The organism is Marinomonas profundi, from assembly GCF_020694005.1.
Taxonomy (GTDB): Bacteria; Pseudomonadota; Gammaproteobacteria; order Pseudomonadales; family Marinomonadaceae; genus Marinomonas; species Marinomonas profundi.
On the sequence record NZ_CP073013.1, the window covers coordinates 2744729 to 2769055 of the forward strand.

Here is a 24327-nt window from a genome sequence, read left to right on the forward strand (position 1 = left end):
GAAAAATATGAAATTATTAGTAAGAAATTTGGCGCGTAACACCACAGAAGAAGAGTTAAGACGTTTGTTTGCTGTTCACGGTATCTTGCAATCTTGCGCGATTGTGATGGACAAAGAAACTGGCGAGTCAAAAGGTTTTGCTTTTATTGAAATGCCAAAAGTGGGCGAAGCAAAAGCGGCGATTAAAACCTTAAACGGCATGGACGTTGACGGTTCTAAAATCCGCGTGAAAAAAGCGGAAGAGGCGGTTAAAAAAGACGACAGTGAGGCGGAATAAAACCTAAAAAAGCCCCATTAATTGGCTGAGCTAAATCGATTAGCCTGTGAGCTAAGAGTGAGCGTCGGCAAACTCTTTGATAAACTCTCGGTCCTTATCTGAAATAGTATGATAGCTAAGCTTTATATAATGCTTATTATGCTCGTTAAACACGTCTAATTGCGGATCGCATAAGGCTTTGATGGTGGCGATTTTGCCTTCATGAATAGCCTTAAGCTCTAGCTTCACCAGTTTTGACCCTTGCAAGCCTTCAGCGGCTTCGACTTCTATTATTTGTGTTGATATGTGCGTGCAATGGATTGGCATTGCTCTGCCATTGGTCAAATACAATGTGCCGGTCCAAAAGCAGCGAACATAGGGCGAATGTGAAATAGACACGATGTTATCCTTTACTGATGACTTTGCTAGGGAGGTTATTATAGTGCAAGAGTGTCTTGCATGGGTAGCTTGAAAAAACTGATATGAATCAAGGTGTTGTTATTCTTCTTGGTACAACACCTTGACTGGGGCGGGTGTGATAGAAGGGTAAAAGAGGCTTAGTTTTGTTGTTTGAGGGTTTCTCCTAACGCATTGATTAAGCTGTCTATTTCGGCTTGCTCTGTGGTAAAAGGCGGCGCTAATTGAATGGTATCGGCCCCGTAGCGTACATAATAGCCTTTGTCCCACATGGCCATGGCGATTTGGAACGGACGCTTAGCAGGTTCGCCATCGATTGGCGCAATAGTAATGCCGGCAGCAAAGCCGTAATTACGAATATCCGTAATGATAGGGCTGGCGTCTTTGAGCTGGTGGACGCTATTTTCCCACGCTGAACTCATGTTGCTGACGCGTTCGATTAAACCTTGTTTTTTGATCTCATCAAGCGCGGCCAACCCCGCGGCACAGGCAATAGGATGGGCGGAATAAGTGTAGCCATGGGGAATCTCCAACATATAATCGGCGCCACCGTTATCCATAAAGGTGTCGTAGATTTCCTGCTTGAACGCCACCGCGCCCATGGGGATCACACCGTTGGTTACTTGTTTTGCTAGGGTAATCACGTCAGGTGTCACGCCAAAGGCTTCGGCGCCGGTTTTTGCTCCCATACGCCCAAAAGCGGTAATCACTTCATCGAAAATTAATAAAATATTGTGCTGATCACAAATCTCACGCAAACGTTGTAAATAGCCTTGTGGCGGCACAATTACCCCTGCAGAACCCGACATAGGCTCGACAATCACCGCCGCGATGTTCGACGCATCGTGCATCATGATGAGGTTCAGCAGATCATCTGCGCGCTCTTTACCTTGCTCCGCCATGCCTTTGGAAAATTCACTGCCCGGCACTTGAGTATGAGGCAAGTGATAAGATTCTAAACCTTGACCATACAGCGTGCGGTTCGCCGGAATACCGCCGACGCTGAAACCCGAAATGCCCGCGCCATGATAGCCTTTGGCGCGGCCAATGAATTTGGTTTTGGTGCCCATGCCTTTTTTACGCCAATAAGCGCGAGCGACTTTTAAAGCGGTATCAACCGACTCAGAGCCAGATCCGGTAAAGAAGATTCGATTTAATCCCGCAGGCATAAACTCGGCAATTTGCTCCGCCAACAAGAAGGATTTCTCATGACCGAATTGAAACGCTGGGGAATAATCAAGGGTTTTGACTTGTTGCGCCACGGCTTCGTTAATGGCGGGAACACTGTGACCCAAGCCACATGTCCATAAGCCAGATAAACCGTCAAAAATCTTTCTGCCATCACTGTCGGTGTAATAGTTGCCCGCCGCAGAGGCGATAAGGCGCGGGTCTTTTTTAAATTGACGATTGCCCGTGTAGGCCATCCAATGCGCATCAAGTTGAGCTTGGGTTAAATGGTGACTCATGGCATCCTCTCTATAAAGTGAAATATCAATAGAGTAAGCATGCCGAGCTGGAAAGGTTTAATAAATGCGAGGTTATTTAAATTTAGATTAGCCTTTAGTTAACTAAAGACGGTTAATTAAAGGTGGTTAATTAAAGTGAGTGAAGGGGGATCAAGTCGACGTCTTGTCTTTAAACTCGCATAAGTCTTCAATAATACAAGCGTCGCATTTGGGTTTACGAGCCACGCAGATATAGCGGCCATGAAGAATCATCCAGTGGTGAGCGTCCAAAAGAAACTCTTTTGGTACAAATTTAAGCAGTTTCATTTCCACTTCTAAGACGTTTTTGCCCGGTGCGACTTTGGTACGATTACCAAAGCGAAAGATATGCGTATCGACCGCCATGGCAACTTGGCGAAAGGCGGTATTAAGCACCACGTTCGCTGTTTTACGACCCACGCCGGGCAGGGCTTCTAATTCTTCGCGCGTTTCAGGAACTATGCTGTTGTGCTTCTCGATCAGAATTTGACAGGTTTTAATGGCGTTTTCAGCCTTGGCGTTAAACAAGCCAATGGTTTTGATGTAGCTTTTTAGACCGTCAACACCCAGGGCCAGCATGGCTTCTGGCGTATTGGCGACAGGGAAAAGTTTGCGTGTGGCTTTGTTAACACTCACATCCGTGGCTTGGGCAGAAAACAGCACGGCAATCAACAGCTCAAAAGACGAGTTGTATTCCAACTCGGTAACGGGATTCGGGTTTTCAGCTCGTAAGCGAGAAAAAATCTCGTAGCGTTTCTCTTTGTTCAAAATAAATAGCCTTTGTTCACTTTTTATATCTCTTGATCACAGTGGATAGCCTTTATTCACTTTAATATTCCCTCCCCTTGTGTCTTTGAAGAGGGCTAGGGTGGGGTTGTTTAGACCCCCTCCCAGGCTCCCCCTTAGCAGGGGGAGGCGCTAGGCTAGCTAACCTGCCCAGTCACACGAACCCGTTTTGACGCACTTGGGCCGTCTATGGCTTTTTGTGTGGCGACGCGCTTTTTCTCGCGCTCGTCTAGGTAGTTTTTTCCCGCAATCAATAAACCTAAACCAATGAAAGCGCCGGGCGGTAACACCGCGAACAAGACATTTGGGTAGTTTTCAAAAACAACGACTTTCCAACCAATTGCCATGTCACCAAACAACAACTGCATATCCGAAAACAGTGTGCCTTGGCCGATTAACTCACGCATGGCGCCCAGCGTGACGAGAATAAACATGAAGCCCAAGCCCATCATAAAGCCGTCTAATGCCGAAGGCAGTATAGGATTACGGCTGGCAAAGGCGTCGGCGCGGCCCAGAATGGCACAGTTGGTGACGATTAACGGGATGAAAATGCCTAGAATTTGATACAACTCATAAGTATACGCCTGCATCACCAGCTCGATACAGGTGGTGAACGAGGCGATGATCATCACAAAAGCCGGTAGGCGAACCGCGTCAGCAACATAGTTACGGATGATGGACACCGCAATGTTGGACCCCATCAGCACCACCATGGTGGCTAAGCCAAGCCCTAGGGCGTTTACCACAGTACTGGTTACCGCCAACATAGGACACAAGCCAAGCAACTGAACCAGAGCAGGGTTGTTTTTCCAAATGCCGTTGTAGATGATTTCGGCATAATTGGCGCTCGGTTTGCTTTCTAGCGTCGCGTCGATGGCGTCTGTTTCGGCACTCGTATTCATGACATTATCCTAATAGGCTAACAGCGTATCTTTGTGTTGATCAAAATAAATAAGCGTATTTTTCACGGCGCGAACCACGGCGCGAGGGGTGATGGTTGCGCCAGTAAATTGGTCAAAATCGCCACCGTCTTTTTTCACGCCCCAGCCTTTTAAATTGGGCTTGGAAAGAGAAGTATTGGCAAAGCTCAAAATCCAATCGTCTTTTTTCAAATCGACCTTGTCACCCAGTCCAGGGGTTTCTTTATGACTGATCACTCGGCTGCCAGTCACCATGCCGTTTTTATCAATGGCGACCAGCATGTCTAAATTACCGTTATAGCCGCGTGGCGCGATGGTTTCAAAAATAATACCCGTGACGTCGCCATTCTTGCGAGCGATGTGAATTTTAATGCCTTCATCACTGCCTAATAAGGGATCAGCAGGCAAAAAAGCCGTGTCCTTGGTTAAATCGTTATCGTACAAATTCGCGGGCAATATTTCGTTGAAAGCCGAAATTTGCGCATTTAAAATATTGTTTTTAATGGTGTGGTCGGTCAGCTGCTGAGTGATGGCAATCAGGCCTGCTGTCAACACCGCAAAAATAGCCAAACCTAAACTGTTACGACGAATAGAGGCGAACAATTCCATTAGTTATCCTCCCCGACTTTTAAGCCTGTTTTGGCTTTTTTATGACCGTAAGTTCTTGGTTGAGTGTAGTAATCGATCAATGGCGCGGCGAAGTTCATCAGCAATACGCCAAACGCCACCCCATCAGGGTAACCACCCCAAGCGCGAATAATGTAAATCAAGACACCAATGCCCGCGCCATAAATCAGTTTGCCACGATTACTGGTGCAAGACGACACTGGATCGGTAGCAATAAAGAAGGCGCCAAACATGGCGGCGCCCGTGGTGAGATGGAAAAAGGGCGTTGCGTTGTCACTTGGATCGAGTAAATGAAAGACGCCAGCCATCACCAATAAAGCACCCAAAAGCGCCATAGGTGTGTGCCAAGTAATAATACGCAACCAAATCAGAGCAAGACCGCCAACAAGATAAGCCAAGTTCACCCAAAGCCAGCTGTTTAAGCTTGGGCCTTGCAGTGCGGCAATACTGCTGAAAGCGGCTTGGGTGTCTAGTAAATCTTTGTGTTTAAAGCCATCTAGTGGCGTCGCCATGGTGTAGCTGTCGATCACTGGCAGGTGATGGAAAATCGCCTGCAAGCTCTGCATGAAAGACACCGTCTCGCCCGCTGTGACCATGTCTTGCACACCCAGCCATTGGCTCATGGGGACAGGAAAAGACACCAGCACAATGGCATAACCTACCATGGCAGGGTTGAATGGATTATTGCCCAAACCGCCATAAAGCTGTTTAGCAAAAATAATGGCAAAGGCGACTGCCGTTACCGTGACCCACCAAGGCACAATCGGCGGGAGGGCAACGCCTAATAGCACAGCGGTTAGCAGTGCGCTGTAATCTTTCAAGAAAAAGCCAACAGAACGACGACGAATCGCCAAAATAGCCGCTTCACTTAATAATGCTGTGATGCAGGCAATCATTAGGTTGATTAATGTGCCCCAGCCAAATAACCAAGTCTGTACCACAATGCCAGGAATGGTCGCTAAAATGACCATCTGCATCACCCAAGAGGTGCGACGTCCTGCACGTTGCGTGTGGGGGGAGGTAATCCTCAATAGTGCCATTTAACGATTCTCTTGCAGGTTGGTTTGCGAATGAATAGGTGCTTCTAACTCAGCGAGCTTTTCTTGCGCTTCGATGAGTTTTTTAGGCCATTCAGAGGCGGTTATTTCGCTCTCACCTTTGCCTTGCTCCTTTAAAAGCTGGAGGTTTTTCTCGGCTTTTTTGACGCCAGCTTTGGCAATGGCAAGATCGATTTTGCGTTTTTTGGCCGCGTCAGCCGCATCGGTATTCACCGGTGTTGCGGTGTTTTCTGCCTTGGGCACGTTTGTTTGCGGATTGGCTAAGGCTTTTTCCAGCTCGTCTGCTCGTTGCTGTGCTTCTTGCAATTGCTGACGAATCGCCTCGATTTCCGGTGCGTTGATTTCTTCCGCTTTCTTCAGGGCTTTTTCGACCTTCTTCACCGCGGCTTTGGCAATGGCGGCGTCGATTTTGAGCTTTTTCAGTTCATCACTGATCGCCGCTTTCGGTTCTACCGTTGTCGTATTTGCACTTGGTTGAGCGCTTTCGCCTAGTTTACTTACCGTGTCCTGAGCGGTTTTAAGATCGGCTTCAAAGCTGGCGATCTTGTCTTTTAATTCCTGATCATCCGCTGTATCGGCAAGTTGCTTTTGAAGTTTTTTCAGTTTCACGCCGATCAAGGCGACATCCACTTTGGCTTTTTTCAGCTCGTCGTTAACTGGCGCTGGGCTTGCTTTGGCCGTGCTTGTTGGCTGGGCAGTAGGCGCTGCGCTAGCAGCTTGAGTAAGCTGTTCTTCAAGGGAAGCGATGGCTTTTTCTTGATTGGTCACCTGAAGTTGTAGGTTGTTGATTTCTTCTACGTGTTCGTTTTCTTGTGCTTCAAGCAGCTGCTTTTGTAGCTTTTTCAGTTTGGATTTGCCAATGGCGATATCTACTTTGAGCTTTTTCGATTCGTCATTGATTGCTGGCGCGGCGGCAGTCGGGGCGGCTTTTGCTGGCGCGGCTTTTTTCGTGTCCGTGGTTTTGCTTGGCGTGGCTTTTTGACGAGCAAGGCGCTTCGCTTCTTTTTCAGCCGCTTCGGCGTCTTGGCGTGCTTTACGAGCCTCAAAGCGTTGCTTAGCCAAGTCCGATTTCACGGTGGCTTCACGGGCTTCACGGATGCTGCTCTTGCTGTGGCGATAATATTGCACCAAAGGAATGCTGCTTGGGCAAACATAAGAGCAAGCACCACATTCGATGCAATCGAATAGGTTATGATGTTCGGCTTTTTCAAACTCTTGGCTTTTACTGAACCAAAGCAATTGCTGAGGTAATAAGCTTGCTGGGCAAGCTTGTTCGCACATGCCGCAACGGATACAGGCTTGCTCTGGCGCGGGTGGCGGAAGCTCTTTTTTGCTGGCTGCCAGTATACAGTTGCTGGTTTTGACAATCGGCACGTCAGGCGAGTTTAAGGTGTAGCCCATCATGGGGCCGCCCATAATCAAACGACTGAGTTTTTTCGGCTCAGAGTCAGCGTAAGCCAATAAGTGTGCCACCGGCGTACCCAGTAAAACTTCGACGTTTTGCGGATTTTTTAACGCGTCCCCCGTCAAGGTGGTGAAGCGAGAAATCAGCGGTTTGCCGAGCGTAATCGCATCATGAACCGCGACACAGGTGCCGACGTTTTGACACAATATGCCGATGTCTGCTGGGTATTGTCCGCTTGGCACTTCTTTGCCCGTTAATAATTGGATTAACTGTTTTTCACCGCCAGAAGGGTACTTTGTCGGTACCACTGCGATTTGAATCTGACTTTTGCGCTTGCTCAGCAGTGCTTTTAAAGCGGCGATGGCAGTGGGTTTATTGTCTTCGATGCCAATAATAACGTTATCGGCTTCCACAAGGTGCTGCAGTATTTCGATGCCTAATACTAGTTCTAAGGTCTTTTCACGGATCAACATGTCATCGGCGGTGATGTAAGGCTCACATTCTGCCGCGTTGATAATGAAATGTGTGAGCGGGTTCTTGTGCGCGCCTTGTAATTTCACTTGAGTTGGAAAGCCCGCGCCGCCCATGCCGATGATGCCCATTTCAGACAAATACGCCAGTACGTCGGTTTTGCTGATCTCTTGCCAATGGCTCAATGGTTCTAATGTGGTCCAGCTGTCATCACCGTCTGGCGTGAGGATAATACAAAGGTCGCTTAAGCCAGATGGATGGGCAATCAGGCGTTCTTCAATGGCGGCAATGGTGCCAGACGTGGGCGCGTGTAAAAAGCTGCTCAAAAAACCATTGCTAATGGCGATAGTTTCGCCTTTTAGCACCTTGTCGCCGACCTTGACTAAAGGACGAGAGCTTTGACCAATGTGTTGGCCAAGCGGCAAAATAAGCTCGCTTGGTAGGCTGGGGCGTCCCAAAGGCAATTGCAGTGATTGGGCTTTGTTTTCTGGTGGATGAATGCCACCATGAAACGAAAAAGTGTTGGCTGTTTGCATGTTTGTTGTTGGCATGTTTACTGTTGGCATTAGTGTGCAACCTCCGCTTGGCGGTCGGTGGCAATAAGGTTTAATGAGGTGGCCGCAATACCCTGCGGTTTGTCCCAAGACCAGGTTTTCGCTGTCACGCCTACTTCTACCATATCAATACAATCTACAGGGCAAGGCTCGACACAAAGGTCGCAGCCTGTGCATTCATCGGCAATCACTGTGTGCATTTGCTTTGCTGCCCCTAAAATCGCGTCGACAGGACACGCTTGGATGCATTTGGTGCAACCGATGCATTCGTCTTCACGAATCACCGCGACACGTTTTGCGCTTTCTGTGCCGTGATCGCCATCCAATGGGACGGCTTCCACATCTAATAAGTCGGCTAAGGCTTGAATCGTCGCTTGGCCACCTGGAGGACAATGGTTAATAGCTTCGCCATTGGCAATGGCTTCGGCATAAGGGCGGCAACCGGGGTGACCACATTGGCCGCACTGGGTTTGCGGAAGCAGGGCGTCGATTTGGTCAACAATCGGGTCACCTTCTACATGGAAGCGCACCTTGGCGTAACCTAAAATGGCGCCGAATATAAGCGATAAAAGCACTAAGATTCCGATGGCGAGTAAAACGGTAAACATCATTGGTCTCCTAAATCTGCACAAGGGCGGTGAAGCCCATGAAAGCCAGAGCCATAAGACCCGCGGTGATCATACCAATGGCTGAACCTTTAAACACTGTTGGTACATCCGCAACGTTAATGCGTTCGCGCATGGCAGAGAATAGAATCAACACGAATGAGAAGCCAACAGCAGCACCAAAACCGTACAGAATGGATTCGACAAAGCCGTTTTGCTTGCTGATGTTTTGCAGCGCCACACCCAATACCGCGCAGTTGGTGGTGATTAAGGGTAAGAAAATCCCCAGTACTCGATAAAGCAGAGGGCTGGTTTTATGCACCACCATTTCAGTGAATTGCACCACTACCGCGATCACCAAAATGAAAGAAATGGTTTGCAGGTATTCAAGCCCAAATGGCTGGAGTATGTAGGTATAAGTGAGATAGCTGCAAAGGCTCGACAAGGTCAACACGAAGGTCGTGGCCATTGCCATACCAATAGAGGTTTCTAGTTTCCCAGACACGCCCATGAAAGGGCATAGACCCAAAAATTGTACCAATACAAAGTTATTAACCAGAATGGTACTGACCAGTATCAGGAGATATTCAGTCATCCTACGTCCAAAAGTGTTATAGGAAATCCTTCCTCGCGACATCGCGGGCAAAGATTTCGTAAGGTGAATATGGTGATTGTAGACACTTTTAGAGAAAAGCATCTGTGAGCGTAACTATACCAATCTGCTTATAACTAACAAGACTAAAGCTTTTGTATTTCTAGTCCGATTTAGTATATAGATAATAACTTATGCTTATATAAGTTCGCTTTATGATTATCAAACAATGCCAACACCCACCTTATTAAGAATCTTTCTTATTTACTAAGGTGGGCATTGGTTTTATGGCGTTTTTTCAGCGCTTTGAGCTCTGTGTTTTGAGTGATGGCTTACATCACTCGTTGGCCAGGTTTCGCACCAGCGTGGGGTTCTAATAGGTAAATTTCTTCACCACCAGGGCCTGCTGCTAATACCATGCCTTCTGACAAGCCAAACTTCATTTTGCGTGCGGCAAGGTTGGCCACCATCACAGTATGTTTGCCTTCTAAGTCTTCTGGCTTATAAGCAGACTTAATACCAGAGAACACGGTGCGCGTTTCGCCGCCGATATCCAAGGTCAGTTTGAGTAGCTTATTGGCTTTTTCAACATGCTCGGCTTTGACGATCAAGGCAATACGCAAATCCACCTTTGCGAAGTCATCAAAATTGATTTCCTCAGCGATAGGGTCTTTGCTTAGCTCGGTTTCCGTTGGAGTAGGTTGGGCGGCTTCTTTTGTCGCGGCTTCTGCCTCCGCTTCCACTTTGCCTTCTGCAATCATGGCGTCGATTTGTGTTTGTTCAATGCGCCCCATTAGCGGTTTGAAGGTATTCACTGTGCGACCGAAGAGCAATTCACTGCGATTGTCCCAGGTTAACTCTTTACCTAGGAAGGCTTCTGCATCCGCCACCATGTTTGGCATTACAGGTTTTAAGTAGGTTGCCAAAATACTGAACAAGTTCAACGCAACCGTACAAACGTCCTGCACTTTCGGCAAGGTCGCTTCGTCTTTTGCCAATACCCAAGGCGCTTGAACGGCAATGTATTCGTTTGCCACATCGGCCAAACGCATCACTTCACGAATGGCTTTACCGTATTCGCGGCTTTCAAAATGCTGAGCAATAACGTCACCCGCAGCAATGAAAGATTGAATCATTTCCGCTTCGCTCACGTCTTTGGCCAATTGGCCGTCGAACTTCTTGCCGATGAAGCTGGCGGTGCGGCTGGCAATGTTGACTACCTTGCCGACCACATCTGAGTTGACGCGCTGAAGGAAGTCTTGCAGGTTCAAATCGATGTCATCCACGCTGGCGTTCAATTTCGCGGCGAAGTAGTAGCGCAAATATTGTGGGTCCAAATGGTTCAAGTAAGTGCGGGCTTTAATAAACGTCCCGCGCGACTTAGACATTTTGGTGCCATTTACCGTGACGTAGCCATGGGCGTTAACGCCGGTTGGTGTGCGATAACCGGCGCAATCTAACATCGCAGGCCAAAACAAGGCGTGGAAGTTGATAATGTCTTTACCGATGAAGTGATACAGCTCGGCGTCAGAATCTTTTGCCCAGTAATCGTCAAACTCCAAACCTTCGGTACGATCACAAAGGTTTTTAAAGCTCGCCATGTAACCGATCGGCGCGTCTAGCCAAACGTAGAAATATTTGCCTGGCGCGTCTGGGATTTCAAAGCCGAAGTAAGGCGCATCACGGCTGATGTCCCATTCTTTTAAACCAGAATCCAACCATTCAGACAGCTTGTTCGCCACTTGGTCTTGTAAGGTGCCACTGCGTGTCCATTTCGCTAGGAAGTCTTGGAAATCTGGCAGTTTGAAGAAGTAATGCTCAGATTCTTTCTCAATTGGCGTTGCGCCCGAGTAAACCGAGCGCGGGTTGATCATTTCCATTGGCGTGTAGGTTGCAGAACAGACTTCGCAGTTGTCGCCGTATTGGTCTTCTGCTTTACACTTAGGGCAGGTTCCCTTAATGAAACGATCCGCTAGAAACATCTCTTTTTCAGGGTCATAAGCTTGCACAATGGAACGCACCGCAATTTTGCCATTGTCACGCAAGGCGGTGTAAATGCGGTTTGAAATCTCACGGTTTTCGTCAGAATGGGTAGAATAGTAGTTATCGTAACCGATCAAGAAGTCGTTAAAATCTGTCATGTGTTCTTGGCGGACGCCGTCAATCAACTCTTCAGACGTCATGCCTTGTTGATCGGCTTTGATCATGATCGCTGTGCCGTGGGCGTCATCCGCACACACTGCAGTACAAAGATGGCCGCGCATTTTTTGAAAACGCACCCAGATATCGGTTTGGATGTGTTCCAGCATGTGCCCCAAATGGATAGAACCATTGGCATAAGGAAGGGCGCTGGTGACTAAAATTTTGCGTTGCGGTTGTGCCATTTTTGATAAGCCTGCTGGATTAAAAAAGGTCGGGTATTCTATCAATAATTTGGTGCCGATGACGAATAAATAACGCGCCCAAAGCTGAGATAGCTTTAAAAAGGCGTCATTATAGGCCCCCGTCGTGCGTGTGCAAGGGCGAGTCTTCTCTCCTAGTCTTGCTTTTCCGCAATTTGCCCCCACACTTGGCACAAGCTTAAAACGTTAGATATTATTCGACATCACCGCCTTACTAGGAGCCCCCATGTTAACTGATGCCCAACCATCATTAGAGTTACAGGCAAAATTAGAAACCTTGATCGATGACAATAGCGGTCAACCTTATGGCGCCGTTTGGCAGGTGGTGGGCGATGATCATCGTGCCCACGTCACCTTGACCTTGGGCTATCCTGCGCAAACAGAACAAACCGCACTAGAAGCCAAGATAAAAGCCACCATGGCAGATGCACGTGAATTGGTGTTGGACATTGAGTGTCAAGTCAAAAGCCACGCCACACAAGGCAACATCGCTGGCTTAAAAGGTGTGAAAAATATCATCGCCGTAGCGTCAGGCAAAGGCGGCGTGGGCAAATCCACCACCACGGTTAACCTGGCGCTTGCGATGGCAAAAGAAGGCGCTCGCGTCGGTATTTTGGATGCGGATATCTATGGCCCAAGTCAAGGCATGTTGCTCGGTTTCGCCGACGGCACTCGTCCGCAAGTGCGTGAAGACAAATTCTTTGTGCCACCTACAGCGTTTGGTGTGCAAGTCATGTCTATGGCGTTTCTGACCACCAAAGACACGCCCGTGGCATGGCGTGGCCCCATGGTGACGGGCGCTTTGATGCAGATATTGACGCAAACCGATTGGAATAATCTCGACTACCTATTCATCGACATGCCACCGGGCACAGGCGACATTCAACTGACTCTGGCGCAAAAAGTGCCCGTTGCCGGTTCCGTGATTGTCACCACACCGCAAGACATCGCCTTGCTGGATGCGCGTCGCGGTATCGAAATGTTCAACAAGGTCAAAATCCCCGTGTTAGGTGTAGTGGAAAACATGTCGACGCATATTTGCTCCAACTGCGGTCACCACGAAGCCATTTTTGGTGACGAAGGCGGTGCCAGCCTTGCGAAGCAATACAATGTTAATGTATTGGGCAAACTGCCATTAAGCCTAGCGATTCGTGAGCAGAGCGACGCAGGTCGCCCCATTGTCGTCAATGCCCCAGAAAGTGAGACCGCTGGTATTTATCAGTCGATTGCACGCAAGCTTGGTGCTACCCTTGCATCCCAACAGAATGAACAAATAGCCATGCCAATCATTGGCATGAGCGACGACTGAGGAAAAGTAATGCGTTTGTGTGACCGAGATATTATAAAAGCCCTAGATGAAGGTTCTATTGTCATCGAGCCTCGCCCTGATAACAGCGTCATCAGCGGAGTGTCTGTGGACTTACGATTGGGCAACTCGTTTCGAGTTTTTCAAGGTCACCCAGCGCCTTACCTCGACCTAAGCAGCTCAAAAGCTGACTTGAGTAAAGTCATTGAATCCGTGATGAGTGAAGAAATCCTCGTCGAAGACGGCAAACCTTTCTTTATTCATCCGGGCGAACTCGTACTGGGCGTCACCAAAGAATCCGTCACCTTGCCAGACAACCTAGTCGGCTGGCTCGATGGGCGTTCTTCCTTGGCTCGCCTTGGTTTAATGGTTCACGTCACCGCACACCGCATCGACCCAGGTTGGAGCGGCGGCATCGTATTAGAATTCCTCAACGGCGGCAAACTGCCCATCGCCCTAAGCCCCGGCATGACCATCGGCGCCATCAACTTCGAAACCATGTCAGGTTCCGCTGATCGCCCTTACAACAAACGCGCCAACGCCAAATACAAAGACCAAACCTCCGCAGTGGGCAGCCGAATCTCCGGCGAGAACTAGTTTTCAGTGTCTTCCCCTTTTTCAAGAGGAAGACGGCTGTTCTTTGTTCCCTCCCCTTATGTCTTCCAAGGGGAGGGTTAGGGTGGGGTTAATCTTTGGGCTTCAAGTGTATTTGTTTCTTCTCAATTGCTTTTAGCTGCAGGTTTTTTCCGCTTTTTAATTCAGGAAAAAGCTGAGCGGGTAACTTTTTGCAAGCGCCCAAAAACCTCAGTTTAAAGGAAAGCAAAAATTCGCTTTAAGATCTTTAATGCCTAGTTTTCTTTATAGGCTCATGATTGCCACCTACGCTCTAGGGCAGTAAGGCATAGATTGTTTATTTAGTCAGAGATAGATCGTCAAACAATGACCCTGAAACTCCATAAAGTCGCGCAACTTCGTCGCGTCGAACGGACTTCTTCGTAGCTAATCGTTGATGCTCTGTTGCAGTGCACTGAATTCATCGTAGCTAATCTTAGGGAATCATTAGCGCAGCGTAATGTGCAGCTGAAAGCGAAGCTTTCATTTTCTAAAGTAGGTCGCGGCTTTAGCCCGACGCGGAATTTAGGTTCCATTCAAACGCTTTGTATTCCCAACCTTTTTTCCGCTCTGCTGAGCGGGTAATTTTTGTCCAGAGCCACAAAAACTTCAGTTTAAAGGAAAGCAAAAATTCGCTTTAAGATCTTTAATGCCTGATTTTCTTCATAGATGCATTATTACCGCCTACGCTCTAGGGCAGTAAGGCATAGATTGTTTTTGATGATTTTAGGAAAGGTATTTTTAACTGACCCTGAAACTCCATAAAGTCGCGCAAGGCGAAAGCCCGAGAAAGATACCTTTTGATAACTTCTGATTTTTATCTATAAAAAATCTCTTTTGGTCATTGCCTAACTAGTTTTAGTTGGCTATTTTATCGCCCCTTAAAAAGGGATTAAAGTACAAGGCGGTATAATGAAGCGTTTTTTAGTTATTTCGATGTTAGTTTCAGCATCAGCATCAGCATCAGATTTTTTTGGTTTTTTTACCACTGACTTGTATCCTGTAGATGGATGTAAAGTTATAAAAGCCGATTCAATGTATTCAATGAGTCAAGCTGGCACTTATAACCAGTATAGTGATGGACGGCATTCATATCTAAATGAGATCGATGAAAGGCCACTTAAATCTGATATGCTCAAAAGAGCAGTTGGAAATGGTTTTAATGCAATTTTGGGTTATCAGTTTAATGTTTACGGCGGCTTTTCTGGAAATCAAGGACAGCTTGTCAATGGGTCTTTGGGTGTTGGTGTTTATACTGCCACAGCACGTGGAGTTCCAGTAAACATTATTTGTAAATAATGAGAATGAGACGTTTGGGCGATAGCCCGACAAGAAAACAACCCCATCCTAACCTTCCCCTTGGAAGACAAAAGGGGAAGGAACTAAGCCCACGCCCAGCAGGGCGGAATAAAGGTCGAGAATCCAAAGGGTTTGAATGGAACCTAAATTCCGCGTCGGGCTAAAGCCGCGACCTACCTTAGAAAATGAAAGCTTCGCTTTCAGCGGGCCTACAAGATCGACAGAAGTCGTTCTTGAGGGGAGGGGGCTAAGCCCCGTTGAGCAGAGAGGTGAAGGCGCTCTGGATTGACACAGAGCGCGTTGTTACGGAAGGTGGGTTTTGTTTGGTGTCGTGTTTGATACGACGTTAGGCGATTTGGGCGTTTTTCACTTCGTGTTCGATGTTTTGGCGTAGGTCGGTTGGTAGGTGTAGGGCGTCGCCTAGACGGTCGAGGTAGCGTCGTTCTTCTTCGGTGTCGATATCGATGGCAAGCATGGAGACGAGGTAGATTTCGGTAGCTTGTTCTTCGCTTTCGGACAGGCGTGCGATGGTAATCGGGTCGCTGGTGGCGCGCAGTTGTTCTATTAAGAACTGCTGTTCTTCGGCGCTGATACCAAGGTCGCTGATTTGCTGTTCGATTCGAGCCCGTTCGCTTGTGTCGATGTGGCCGTCGGCTTTGGCAGCGCTGATCATTGCCCGTATTAGAATCAGGTGTATATTTTTGGCCTGTTTGCTGGGTTGCTCTTCGGCGAGGTCGAAGATGCTACCGGCGGGCACGGTCGGTAGGGCGTTTGATGGGGCGGATTGGAAGCTTTGGTTAGGCGCGCTGTTGGTCGTTTGTGACGTGGGTGCGTTTTGGCTTTCTTTGTGATCGCGCCACGCTTTGTACGCCATTCCGCCTATGGCTGCCATGCCGCCATATTTGATGGCTTGACCGCCCATTTTGCGGGCTTTTTTGTTGGTCAATAACATGGCCGCTAATCCGCCAGCCGCAGCGCCACCCATTAACCCACCTGGCATAGAGCCCGATTTTGCTTTGGTGACGGCTTTGTCAATGCCCGAGCCTGCGCTTCCCATAATACTGCCTAAGAGTGAGTTAATATTCACAATCTAGAACCTCTTGTTAATTTATCTGTTAATGATTCAGACCTAATAAATGCGGGAGAGTTCACTTGTGTTCAATCTTTGTCCTTTAATGATTACTTGACCATTACAGTAAGTGCGCTCTGAGGTTTTCGATGGTTGAGTATGTATTGCTTGCTTGAGATGAGGAGCTAAGAAGCGTGTTAATATGGTTTGATTTTTTAAGCAGAAGACGCCTTTTTTATGCCAACAGAATACCTTGTGTTGTTGAGTTTCTATGGCTTGTTAAGCCTAGTCATTTTTTGCTTTTATGGCGTTGATAAGTTTGCTGCAATACGGGGGAAGCAAAGAATTCGGGAGTCGACTTTGCATATTTTGTCGTTAGTAGGGGGTTGGCCCGGTGCAATGTTGGGACAAGCTGTGTTTCGTCATAAGACGAAGAAGTTGCGTTTTTTGGTGGTGTTTTGGCTGACCATTATGGTGAATCTTGTTTGCTTGGCTGGTGTCGTTTTTTTAACTTATTGATGAGCGTTTTCTGTGTTGTTATGACACCCACTTCCCTGTCGATGTCATTCCATTCAACTCCGTTTTTCCTGTTTTAGCTGCTTTCCCTGTTTTAGTAGGAGAAGCGGTATCCTGTCACATTGGCTCAAACACTGAGCCTAAGCTCGGTACAAACAGTTTATTGTACATGCGGCTGGCGTAGTCGTCGGTCATGGAGGCCATGTAGTCGCAGATGATGCGCAGTCCGTTTTCTCCTCGTTCTTGGCTTCTTTGCCATTCGTTGGCGATTTCTCTGGGCAGCAGGCGGGCAGGGTCGGCGGAGTAGGCTTCGAACATTTCCAATAGCATTTGTTGGCCTTTGTAGACGAGCATTTGCACTTCTGGGCGCTGGATAATGTGTTGCATTTCAAATTGTTTTAAGAGGTTCAGTGCTTGGCGCAGGCCTTCTGGCAAGCCGACTTGAAAGCGCAGTAATGGGTGTTCAAATTGTGGTTTTTCGATCACTCGACAAGAGGTGATGAACCAGCTGACTAGGCTGCCGATGGCTTCTTTGCGGAGGTGGCTTTGACGGCTGAAAAGTTGGGTGCGAATGTCGTTTAGGTTTTCCGCTAAAAAAGGTGAAGCCAAGGCGGCGAGTTTGGGCTCTAGGTGTTCTAACCACATGTCTTTGGTCACCATGTTAAGAACAATGGCGTCTTCTAGGTCGTGAACACCGTAGGCGATGTCGTCGGCGAGGTCCATGATGCTGGTGTCGAAGCTGGCGTGTTTGGCTTTGGCGTGGCTGTCTGGGTTTGTTTGGTTTACTTCTTGTAATAGGGCTCTATCGGCTTGGCTAAAGGGTTCGATGATCCAGTTGAGCAAGTCCTGTTCTTCTTGATAGACGCATTTTGGTGGTGCCCAGTGGGACGCTTTGAATTGACGAAAGTTAGCGAGCTTTTCTGGGTATTGACCAACGACGCTGGCGTGTAAAACGGGGTATTTTAAAATGCCTAATAAAGTACGGCGTGTGACGTCCATGCCATAGGTGGGTGAGTAAGAGCCGCGTTTGCCTAATATTCTCAGCGACTGTGCGTTGCCTTCAAAGCCACCATGCGTTTGCATCATGTAGTTGAGGGCGACTTCGCCGCCATGGCCAAAGGGTGGGTGGCCGATGTCGTGACTTAGGCAAACGGTTTCAATTAAAGCGTCGTCGGCGAGCCAAGGCTGAAAGTTGGCGTTTGCAGGGTTGCTGTGTTTTAGCTGATGAACAATGCCATTGCCGATTTGGGCGACTTCTAAGGAGTGCGTTAAGCGTGTGCGGCTGTAGTCATTTTGTCGAATGGCGAGAATTTGTGTTTTGGATTGCAGGCGACGAAACGCGGCGCTGTGGATGATTCTGGCGCGATCCCGTTGGTAAGGAGTGCGATAGTCGTTGTCGCGGGATTCTTGATGGCCAGATTGTCTTTCGTGCCAAGGTAGCATCTCGTTGTGTGCGTTTGTCATGCTGTCATCCACTGATGTTAATAATTTTTAGTCTTTCATGAAAACACGATATAGGTCAATGTTCGTAAAAAACGCCTTGGGCATAATGCTTTTTATTATAAGGAATCTTTATGCTTAATACACAACACTTGGTGACATTTAAAGTCTTAGTTGAAACGGGGAGTTTTACCAAGACGGCAAAGCTGTTGGGGTTAACTCAGCCAGCAGTGAGTCAGCATATCCAAAAGTTAGAACGCTGTTTAGGTGAGCCACTGTTACTTCGACATGGACGAACCACGGATGTGACGCCAGCAGGGGAAATCTTGCTGCAACATATAAAAGAGCTTGAAATCTGTTACGAAGGCTTTATTGCGTCGTGGCAGAGTTATCTAACGGTGAAGTTGAGTGAAGCTTGCTGCGTAAATAACTAAAATCCAGCTTTGTTATTCCCGCGAAGGAGAGTGTCGCTAAACGACTTTCGTTGATCTTGTAGGTCGCGATTTATCCTGAAAAAAGTAGGCCGGCAAAAAATTCATCACGACAAATTACGCCTTGTCGGGCTAAAGCCACGACCTACAAAAACAATTGCAGGCTAAATAACGTCACACGCCTGATCACGGTCGTGCCTTCCTCATCAGGCCTACAAGACGTATCCAACCTTCGCGGGGATGACGTTCCTGTCATAAAGTCTATTACTGTTGTGCGGTGGGGATGAGGTTGCCAATGTGTAAGCCACATTCTTTGTGTTCAGATTCTTCCCACCACCAGCGGCCTTCCCGTTCGTGTTGATTCGGTAAAATAGGCCGAGTGCAAGGCTCGCAGCCGATGCTGGTAAATCCTTTTAAGTGCAATTCATTGTAAGGCACATCAAACATTTTGATGTAGTTCCAAACGTCTTCGGAAGACCAGTTTGCCAATGGGTTGAATTTAAACAAGGCTTTTTCGTCCGTGCTAAAGGCGCTGTCTTTTTCGGCAAAGGCGAGTACGTTGCGTGTGCCTGGACTTTGGTCTTTGCGTTGTCCGGTGATCCATGCGTCGACGGTGGCGAGTTTGCGCTTCAGTGGCTGCACTTTGCGAATGCCGCAGCATTCTTTGTGTCCATCTTCAAAAAAGCTAAACAAGCCTTTTTCGCGGGTGAAGGTTTCGAGGGCTTCGCGGTCAGGGGAAAGAATGTCTATGTTGATCTTGTAGTGTTTGCGGACTTGTTCGATAAAGCGGTAGGTCTCGGCATGAAGGCGACCGGTATCCAGAGAAAAGACCTGAATGTTTTTGTTCGCTTTGACGGCCATGTCAATGAGGACAACGTCTTCTGCACCGCTGAAAGAAATGGCGATGTTGTCGAATTCTTTCATCGCGTTGTGGATGGTTTTTTGCGCTTCGTCTTCTTTGTTGTTGGCAATAAAAGACGCTAAATCAAATGCTGACATAGGAGTATTTACCATGGTCTAAGTTACGTTAGCTGTACCATATCAATTTGTGCCGCCGAAAGAAAAGACGAAAGCACACTAACCTTATAATGCTTAACGTATGTGTCTGGCGAGTGTTTGATAGAGTCCATATAAAATGCCAGCAGTGACGCCCCAAATGCGGATTTCTTGGTATTCAATTTCAAAGTAGCCGCGTGATATGGTGTCGAGTTTTTTCTTTCTAAAGCGGTAGTTTTGCGGGGTGAGTAAATGGCGCAAAGGCACCCAGTGAACCGATTTGACTTCGTCTTCACACAGGCTCAATTCACTGCGTCGGGTCATTTCAGCGACGATGGGTTTGATGCAGAAACCAGAGATGGTGCAATACTCACCCAGTTCGCCTAATAAATCGAAACAGTCGGGCGATAGGCCCACTTCCTCTAATGTTTCACGCAGTGCGGTGTATTGAATGCTGGCGTCGTCTGGGTCGTGTTTGCCACCCGGAAAGGCGATTTGCCCCGGGTGATTGCGCATGTGTAATGCGCGTTGGGTTAACAGTACATACAGTTCGCCGTCTTCTGGCTCTCGCCAAATAGGGATGAGCACCGCCGCGGATCGGTAAGTCAAATCATAACCGCTGGGAAACATTTCCTCATCTGGGTTATGGATTTGTTGCGCATAGGGTTCTCTGTCTAATGCTGCGCGAATATCATCCAAGCTCAGGTCAATGGGAGGAGCATTCAAAAACTGCTCTATGTCAGACATGATACGGCCTATTTCAAAAAGTCTTGTTCTAGAGTATGGGTTAACTTGTCCACTTTGGTAAAGGTTTCTTGGTATTCTTCTTGGCACTTAGAGTCCGCGACTAATCCACCGCCCGCCCAGCAATGTAGCTTGCCATGGTCTGCAACCAGTGTGCGAATGGTGATGCTGGAGTCCATCTGGCCGTTTGCGCTGAAGTAAGCAACGGAGCCGCAATAGGCGGAACGTTGGTGCGGTTCTAATTCATCGATAATTTCCATGGCGCGAATCTTCGGCGCGCCTGTAATCGAGCCACCGGGGAAGCTTTGATGAAACACGTGAATTGCTTGATCGGCTTGATCAATTCGACCTTCTACCGTTGACACCAAATGGTGCACGTTAGCGTAACTTTCCAAGGCGAACAGTTTAGGCACCTTGATGCTGCCGGTTAAACAGGTGCGACCCATATCGTTGCGCAGTAAATCGACAATCATTAGGTTTTCCGCGCGATCTTTTTCCGACGCGAGCAACCATTCGGCGTTGGCTTTGTCTTCTTCGGGGTTTGCGCCACGGGCGACTGTGCCTTTGATCGGTTTGGATTCCACTCGGCCTTGGTCACACAAGAGGAATCGCTCAGGTGAGTGGCTCAACAAGCTTTGCCCAGACGAAAATTCCATATAAGCCGAAAAGGGCGTTGGGCAAACCTCTCTTAACCTCTGATACGCGGTGAAGGTGTCGCCTTGGTAAGCGGTTGAAAAACGCTGCGCCAAATTAACCTGATAACAATCACCAGACTGAATATAGTCTTGCACCGTGGCAAATTTTTGTGCGTATTCGGCTTCTGTCATGTTGGAAGAAAAGGGCGCTTGCAGTCGAAAAGGGCGCGCTTCGTTTAAGTCGTGTTTTACCAGTATATCATCACCGACGCTGGTGAAACGATGGATCAAGTCGGCAACCTCTTCTGAATCACACCATGGCGAGGTAATCAATTGGGTGGTTTTTTTCTGATGGCAGCTAATCACTGCCCAGCCATATAAGCCAATGCTGAGTGTTTCTAGCTGTATATCGTGCTCTACCGTGTCGGGTAATTGCTCAACAAAATGCCCGCTTTCATAGCCATAATAGCCCAATAAGCCGCCAATAAATGGCAAGTCTTTTGGGGCAGATTGTGCCCAAGGTTCTTGGCAAATCAGGCGCATTAATTCATTCAGCAGCGTCATTGGGTTATCGGTCGTACTCAGCTCATAAAGCGGTTTGCTGTACCAAGTAATAGGCTGGCTATTGGCGACAGGATGAATACGAGCAATAGGATTGGCGACCAAAATATCGGCGTTGGTATCAGGGAAATGCTCGTGATTACTGTCGAGTAAAGCGGGATAAGATAAGTCTCGTACAGCAGAAAAGAAAGACAGTAACGACGCCTGATAAGGGAGATTTACCTGTTTGATTTCTGACATTTATTTTAATACCTAGTAATATGACACCTTCACGAAAGGTCTCAATGTATTCGTTTTGCTTATCACAGCATTGTATTCTTTTAATAAGGCTCCTCACAGGTTAATTACAAGTGTCTGACATTTTTTTTCTTTCTTTACCCAATGCGCGTATTGCCTATCGTCTTTACGAAAATCCACAGGCCAAGAGCGACCGAGTGTGTCTGTTGTTACACGGCGCAGGCGTCGCCGGAGAGATTACCTATGGGCCGATGTTGCCGTATTTTACCCAGTGGCGCTGGATGCTGGTGCCGGATCTAAAAGGCATGGGCGATTCTTTTCATTGTTACAGTGAAAAGGGCGAGTTTCATCATCGTGAGGAAGGCGCGGTGTCGATTGATGAATTGACCGACGAAGTCGACGCTCTATTGGCTCATGTGAAATGGGACGATTTTGACTTGGTGGCGTATTCTCTTGGTGGTTTGGTGGCGCTAAAGCTGAATTATCAGCGTCGTTTGCAAGGCAAAAAGCCAGTAAAAATGGCCCTGCTGGAACCTGCGTCTTTGGATCGTGAAGATTTATCGACCTTGATGGATGTGCGACAAAAATATCGTCATGCGTCGAAACTGATTCGGGATACCGGTGATGTGGAGCTTGGCGTGGCGAGTTTTATGGATGGCGTGTCGCCGAATCGTCGTAAGCATCCAGTGGCGGAAGCCACGACACAATCTCGTCTTGCTCATCGACCATTTGGTTTTGCTTATGCGTTGGATGCGGTGACGGATCATGTGGCGCGAATGGCGAACGAGCCTCAGCTGCGTCAGTCATTGATCGAGGCGTCTGAGCAGGTATTTTTGTTTTCCGGTGAATTGAGTCATGACGCCTTACGCCAGCATTATGATTTGTTGAGCGAGCAAAATGCCGCCTGGCAGCACAAGGCGCTGAGTGGCTGTGATCACTCTTTGCCTTTTCAAAAACCCAGACAAATTGCAAATCATATTAACAAATGGTTCGAGACCGTTTAGTTTTAGTCGTCTTTGTGCTAAATGTTACTTTCATAAGATAACGTTATTTTTGTACTAAACGTTATCTTTGTACTAAAAAGCGCGGGCAGGATGCCCGTTCGCTGAACAAGCAAAACAAGGAGGTTTTCAATGGGCCATCAGCATGGCTTTTCTTTATTAGAGCTTTTATGTGTGCTCGCCATCATCAGTATTTTGGCGTATGTCGGATCCACGCCGATTTTAAGCATGAGTCAAAAAAGCAAAGACAAAAGCACCCTCAACGACAGCATCTTGCATTTAGCCAACGCCTTAACTCAGGCTCGCCAATTGGCGGTGCTAAGTGGTCAAGCGAGTTTTTTATGTGGCGGTGTGGCGTGCGATGGGCATTGGTCTTCCGGTTTTAAACTCTATCAAATCGAACCTGTAAGCGGTGTGGAAAAAACCTATCGACAGATTGTATTTGATGCCTCGTTGCAAGTGTCTTGGCGAGGCTTTCCCGTTAAAAAGCAGCAAATAGAGTTTCAATCTAATGGCTTGTCTGGTTATCAAAATGGCACCTTTGTTTTTTGTTTGGGCGTTTGGCAAGCCGACTTGGTGTTGAATCAAAGCGGTCGTTTCTACCTGACGGGCCCGGAAGGTCAAAAGGAGGGACAATGCCAGTGAATAAAAGCAACGCAAACAGCACAAATAAGACACAGCCTAAGCAGCAGAAAGGCTGGATAGCGATTGAAGTTATGTTGTGCTTGCTGCTGTTTGCTGTGGTACTGCACCTTGCCCAACGTCAGACCCATGCCCAGTGGCATTCTGTTCAACAGCTTGAAAGGCAGAAAAAGCAGCAGGAAAACACCCAAAAACAACAAGCCATGCAGCAACTTATTGGCAATGTGGCTTGGCTAGAGGAAGACGAGTCAGTAAAGCGTGCTTACCCCCGCTGCCAGCAATGCACAGGGGATGAGTTTAAAAATTGGTTTTATGCAATACAACACAATACCGCGCCCCTGCAACAGGGGGCGCCATGAACAGACGAGTTCATTTGCACGGCGGTTTGTTGGTCGAGCTTTTGCTCGTTTGTGCCTTGATCGCGATGTTTTTGCCTTTCCTAGTGACTGCGCTTTCTCGTCTGCAAGAGCGTCATTTATTGGCCGAAACCTACCAGCAACAGCAGGCGCTTAATGCCGCCATAGAGGCGCATTTTCAGGCCCAGTGGTCACGTTTGGTGCCCGCTAATTGCCGACCGAATGATGCCTTGTTTTTAACCATACAATCTGGCGCGTCGCCACCTGATCGATTAGCGTCTCGGTCTGTCGCCGCGGATTCGGATTGGTTGCAGGGGCGTGATTATGGCTTATGTCGGCGTGCTATTGAGGTGTCAGAAAACCCCTTTGAAAGTACACTAGCATGCCACTGGAAAGCCGGTGATCGGGTGACGTTTTCATCTTGTGAGTCTTATTATCAGGGCGAGGTACTGAGTGTTTCGACACATAAAAGTGTGATCCAACTGGCTGGCGACGGGACTGCGGATGGCGCCATTGGACAATCTGGCATGCTGGAAAGCCAAGATGGATTCTATTGGTATGTCTCCAAGGGAAAAGATGGACTGAATGCTTTTTGGCGAACACCAGAAGAAAGTGGTAATTCATTGGAGCTATGGAATGGCATCGAACGCTTGTCGGTTTTTCCCTTATTGGACAATAACCAAGATGGGCTGGTGGATACTTTAGACACGCGTTATGGCGATATTAGACTGACTCATTTACGTGGATTATGGGTCGAGTATCAATATCGACTCAGTGATTGTTTGGCGATAGATGATCAATGGCAGACTCAAGAATACACCTCTATGCGTGGTGATTCGTGGCAATATGCTTCGCCTTGTCAGGGTGTGGGTAATCAAATTATCGTATTGAAGGGGAGGTAATCG

25 protein-coding genes are annotated in these 24327 nt (G+C 47.8%); 10 read left to right on the forward strand and 15 right to left on the reverse strand.

Annotation, left to right across the window (positions count from 1 at the left end; all coding sequences use genetic code 11):
* The first annotated feature begins 7 nt into the window (after positions 1-7).
* Complete coding sequence (locus J8N69_RS12810; protein ID WP_168826115.1) at positions 8-277, forward strand: RNA recognition motif domain-containing protein; 270 nt, start codon at positions 8-10, stop codon at positions 275-277.
* A 51-nt stretch (positions 278-328) separates the two neighbouring features.
* On the opposite strand, the gene J8N69_RS12815 is transcribed toward J8N69_RS12810, so the two are convergent.
* The 10 genes from J8N69_RS12815 to metG form a co-directional block, all read right to left on the reverse strand.
* Positions 329-655, reverse strand: a complete 327-nt coding sequence (locus tag J8N69_RS12815; RefSeq protein WP_168826117.1) for a hypothetical protein — start codon at positions 653-655, stop codon at positions 329-331.
* A 158-nt stretch (positions 656-813) separates the two neighbouring features.
* Positions 814-2139 carry an aspartate aminotransferase family protein gene (locus J8N69_RS12820; protein WP_168826119.1) on the reverse strand — a complete coding sequence of 442 codons (1326 nt, stop codon included), beginning with the start codon at positions 2137-2139 and terminating at the stop codon, positions 814-816.
* A 150-nt stretch (positions 2140-2289) separates the two neighbouring features.
* Positions 2290-2925, reverse strand: coding sequence for an endonuclease III (gene nth / locus J8N69_RS12825; protein WP_168826121.1), 636 nt, complete (start codon positions 2923-2925; stop codon positions 2290-2292).
* Positions 2926-3080: 155 nt separating this feature from the next.
* Entirely contained in the window at positions 3081-3845 is a 765-nt protein-coding gene (locus J8N69_RS12830; RefSeq protein WP_211085095.1) for an electron transport complex subunit E, read from the reverse strand.
* A 9-nt stretch (positions 3846-3854) separates the two neighbouring features.
* Positions 3855-4472 (reverse strand): electron transport complex subunit RsxG, encoded by a 618-nt coding sequence (rsxG, locus tag J8N69_RS12835; RefSeq protein WP_211085097.1) that lies wholly within the window; start codon positions 4470-4472, stop codon positions 3855-3857.
* The gene (rsxD, locus tag J8N69_RS12840; RefSeq protein WP_168826123.1) at positions 4472-5530 is read right to left on the reverse strand and encodes an electron transport complex subunit RsxD; all 1059 of its coding nucleotides are present in this window, start codon (positions 5528-5530) and stop codon (positions 4472-4474) included. Before rsxD ends, rsxG begins: the two co-directional genes overlap by 1 nt.
* Positions 5531-7990: an electron transport complex subunit RsxC gene (gene rsxC, locus J8N69_RS12845; protein ID WP_227803893.1), complete on the reverse strand. Its 2460-nt coding sequence runs from the start codon at positions 7988-7990 to the stop codon at positions 5531-5533.
* On the reverse strand, positions 7990-8586 hold the full coding sequence (gene rsxB / locus J8N69_RS12850) for an electron transport complex subunit RsxB (protein ID WP_168826176.1): 597 nt from the start codon (positions 8584-8586) through the stop codon (positions 7990-7992). Before rsxB ends, rsxC begins: the two co-directional genes overlap by 1 nt.
* A gap of 10 nt (positions 8587-8596) precedes the next feature.
* Complete coding sequence (gene rsxA / locus J8N69_RS12855) at positions 8597-9178, reverse strand: electron transport complex subunit RsxA (protein WP_012069258.1); 582 nt, start codon at positions 9176-9178, stop codon at positions 8597-8599.
* A gap of 329 nt (positions 9179-9507) precedes the next feature.
* On the reverse strand, positions 9508-11559 hold the full coding sequence (gene metG, locus J8N69_RS12860) for a methionine--tRNA ligase (protein ID WP_168826178.1): 2052 nt from the start codon (positions 11557-11559) through the stop codon (positions 9508-9510).
* A 244-nt stretch (positions 11560-11803) separates the two neighbouring features.
* On the opposite strand from metG, the gene apbC reads away from it, so the two are divergent.
* The 3 genes from apbC to J8N69_RS12875 all read left to right on the forward strand — a co-directional run bounded on the left by apbC (position 11804) and on the right by J8N69_RS12875 (position 14794).
* Positions 11804-12886, forward strand: coding sequence for an iron-sulfur cluster carrier protein ApbC (gene apbC, locus J8N69_RS12865; protein ID WP_168826125.1), 1083 nt, complete (start codon positions 11804-11806; stop codon positions 12884-12886).
* Between the two features lie 9 nt (positions 12887-12895).
* A complete protein-coding gene (dcd, locus tag J8N69_RS12870; protein WP_168826127.1) occupies positions 12896-13480 on the forward strand; it encodes a dCTP deaminase in 585 nt (194 codons plus the stop codon).
* A 927-nt stretch (positions 13481-14407) separates the two neighbouring features.
* Positions 14408-14794: a hypothetical protein gene (locus J8N69_RS12875; protein WP_168826129.1), complete on the forward strand. Its 387-nt coding sequence runs from the start codon at positions 14408-14410 to the stop codon at positions 14792-14794.
* 346 nt (positions 14795-15140) lie between these two features.
* On the opposite strand, the gene J8N69_RS12880 is transcribed toward J8N69_RS12875, so the two are convergent.
* Entirely contained in the window at positions 15141-15881 is a 741-nt protein-coding gene (locus tag J8N69_RS12880) for a tellurite resistance TerB family protein (protein ID WP_168826131.1), read from the reverse strand.
* Positions 15882-16100: 219 nt separating this feature from the next.
* Here J8N69_RS12880 and J8N69_RS12885 point away from each other — a divergent pair, with 219 nt between their 5' ends.
* Positions 16101-16382, forward strand: a complete 282-nt coding sequence (locus J8N69_RS12885; protein WP_168826133.1) for a DUF1294 domain-containing protein — start codon at positions 16101-16103, stop codon at positions 16380-16382.
* A 114-nt stretch (positions 16383-16496) separates the two neighbouring features.
* Here the strand turns inward: J8N69_RS12885 and J8N69_RS12890 are convergent, their stop codons facing one another.
* Positions 16497-17843 (reverse strand): anti-phage deoxyguanosine triphosphatase, encoded by a 1347-nt coding sequence (locus tag J8N69_RS12890; protein WP_168826135.1) that lies wholly within the window; start codon positions 17841-17843, stop codon positions 16497-16499.
* A gap of 110 nt (positions 17844-17953) precedes the next feature.
* On the opposite strand from J8N69_RS12890, the gene J8N69_RS12895 reads away from it, so the two are divergent.
* Positions 17954-18253: a LysR family transcriptional regulator gene (locus J8N69_RS12895; protein WP_168826137.1), complete on the forward strand. Its 300-nt coding sequence runs from the start codon at positions 17954-17956 to the stop codon at positions 18251-18253.
* A 261-nt stretch (positions 18254-18514) separates the two neighbouring features.
* On the opposite strand, the gene J8N69_RS12900 is transcribed toward J8N69_RS12895, so the two are convergent.
* The 3 genes from J8N69_RS12900 to pabB all read right to left on the reverse strand — a co-directional run bounded on the left by J8N69_RS12900 (position 18515) and on the right by pabB (position 21426).
* A complete protein-coding gene (locus tag J8N69_RS12900) occupies positions 18515-19249 on the reverse strand; it encodes a phosphoadenylyl-sulfate reductase (RefSeq protein WP_168826139.1) in 735 nt (244 codons plus the stop codon).
* 93 nt (positions 19250-19342) lie between these two features.
* Complete coding sequence (locus J8N69_RS12905) at positions 19343-19993, reverse strand: NUDIX hydrolase (RefSeq protein WP_168826141.1); 651 nt, start codon at positions 19991-19993, stop codon at positions 19343-19345.
* A gap of 8 nt (positions 19994-20001) precedes the next feature.
* Complete coding sequence (gene pabB / locus J8N69_RS12910) at positions 20002-21426, reverse strand: aminodeoxychorismate synthase component I (RefSeq protein ID WP_168826143.1); 1425 nt, start codon at positions 21424-21426, stop codon at positions 20002-20004.
* A 110-nt stretch (positions 21427-21536) separates the two neighbouring features.
* Between pabB and J8N69_RS12915 the strand changes: the two genes are divergently transcribed.
* The 4 genes from J8N69_RS12915 (at position 21537) to J8N69_RS12930 (ending at position 24324) form a co-directional block, all read left to right on the forward strand.
* Entirely contained in the window at positions 21537-22427 is an 891-nt protein-coding gene (locus tag J8N69_RS12915; protein ID WP_168826145.1) for an alpha/beta fold hydrolase, read from the forward strand.
* Positions 22428-22556: 129 nt separating this feature from the next.
* Positions 22557-23069, forward strand: coding sequence for a GspH/FimT family pseudopilin (locus tag J8N69_RS12920; RefSeq protein WP_168826147.1), 513 nt, complete (start codon positions 22557-22559; stop codon positions 23067-23069).
* Positions 23060-23425 (forward strand): type IV pilus modification PilV family protein, encoded by a 366-nt coding sequence (locus tag J8N69_RS12925; RefSeq protein ID WP_168826149.1) that lies wholly within the window; start codon positions 23060-23062, stop codon positions 23423-23425. Before J8N69_RS12920 ends, J8N69_RS12925 begins: the two co-directional genes overlap by 10 nt.
* Positions 23422-24324: a hypothetical protein gene (locus J8N69_RS12930; RefSeq protein ID WP_168826151.1), complete on the forward strand. Its 903-nt coding sequence runs from the start codon at positions 23422-23424 to the stop codon at positions 24322-24324. The genes J8N69_RS12925 and J8N69_RS12930 overlap by 4 nt, the downstream gene beginning before the upstream one ends.
* Positions 24325-24327 lie beyond the last annotated feature (3 nt).

What these genes read in the sequence shown, in the direction of transcription:
- J8N69_RS12810 (WP_168826115.1), top strand. Translation starts at nt 8, where the DNA reads ATGAAATTATTAGTAAGAAATTTGGCGCGTAACACCACAGAAGAAGAG.
- J8N69_RS12820 (WP_168826119.1), bottom strand. Translation starts at nt 2,139, where the DNA reads ATGAGTCACCATTTAACCCAAGCTCAACTTGATGCGCATTGGATGGCC.
- J8N69_RS12830 (WP_211085095.1), bottom strand. Translation starts at nt 3,845, where the DNA reads ATGAATACGAGTGCCGAAACAGACGCCATCGACGCGACGCTAGAAAGC.
- rsxG (WP_211085097.1), bottom strand. Translation starts at nt 4,472, where the DNA reads ATGGAATTGTTCGCCTCTATTCGTCGTAACAGTTTAGGTTTGGCTATT.
- rsxD (WP_168826123.1), bottom strand. Translation starts at nt 5,530, where the DNA reads ATGGCACTATTGAGGATTACCTCCCCCCACACGCAACGTGCAGGACGT.
- rsxC (WP_227803893.1), bottom strand. Translation starts at nt 7,990, where the DNA reads ATGCCAACAGTAAACATGCCAACAACAAACATGCAAACAGCCAACACT.
- rsxB (WP_168826176.1), bottom strand. Translation starts at nt 8,586, where the DNA reads ATGTTTACCGTTTTACTCGCCATCGGAATCTTAGTGCTTTTATCGCTT.
- rsxA (WP_012069258.1), bottom strand. Translation starts at nt 9,178, where the DNA reads ATGACTGAATATCTCCTGATACTGGTCAGTACCATTCTGGTTAATAAC.
- metG (WP_168826178.1), bottom strand. Translation starts at nt 11,559, where the DNA reads ATGGCACAACCGCAACGCAAAATTTTAGTCACCAGCGCCCTTCCTTAT.
- apbC (WP_168826125.1), top strand. Translation starts at nt 11,804, where the DNA reads ATGTTAACTGATGCCCAACCATCATTAGAGTTACAGGCAAAATTAGAA.
- dcd (WP_168826127.1), top strand. Translation starts at nt 12,896, where the DNA reads ATGCGTTTGTGTGACCGAGATATTATAAAAGCCCTAGATGAAGGTTCT.
- J8N69_RS12875 (WP_168826129.1), top strand. Translation starts at nt 14,408, where the DNA reads ATGAAGCGTTTTTTAGTTATTTCGATGTTAGTTTCAGCATCAGCATCA.
- J8N69_RS12885 (WP_168826133.1), top strand. Translation starts at nt 16,101, where the DNA reads ATGCCAACAGAATACCTTGTGTTGTTGAGTTTCTATGGCTTGTTAAGC.
- J8N69_RS12890 (WP_168826135.1), bottom strand. Translation starts at nt 17,843, where the DNA reads ATGACAAACGCACACAACGAGATGCTACCTTGGCACGAAAGACAATCT.
- J8N69_RS12895 (WP_168826137.1), top strand. Translation starts at nt 17,954, where the DNA reads ATGCTTAATACACAACACTTGGTGACATTTAAAGTCTTAGTTGAAACG.
- J8N69_RS12900 (WP_168826139.1), bottom strand. Translation starts at nt 19,249, where the DNA reads ATGTCAGCATTTGATTTAGCGTCTTTTATTGCCAACAACAAAGAAGAC.
- J8N69_RS12905 (WP_168826141.1), bottom strand. Translation starts at nt 19,993, where the DNA reads ATGTCTGACATAGAGCAGTTTTTGAATGCTCCTCCCATTGACCTGAGC.
- pabB (WP_168826143.1), bottom strand. Translation starts at nt 21,426, where the DNA reads ATGTCAGAAATCAAACAGGTAAATCTCCCTTATCAGGCGTCGTTACTG.
- J8N69_RS12920 (WP_168826147.1), top strand. Translation starts at nt 22,557, where the DNA reads ATGGGCCATCAGCATGGCTTTTCTTTATTAGAGCTTTTATGTGTGCTC.
- J8N69_RS12925 (WP_168826149.1), top strand. Translation starts at nt 23,060, where the DNA reads ATGCCAGTGAATAAAAGCAACGCAAACAGCACAAATAAGACACAGCCT.
- J8N69_RS12930 (WP_168826151.1), top strand. Translation starts at nt 23,422, where the DNA reads ATGAACAGACGAGTTCATTTGCACGGCGGTTTGTTGGTCGAGCTTTTG.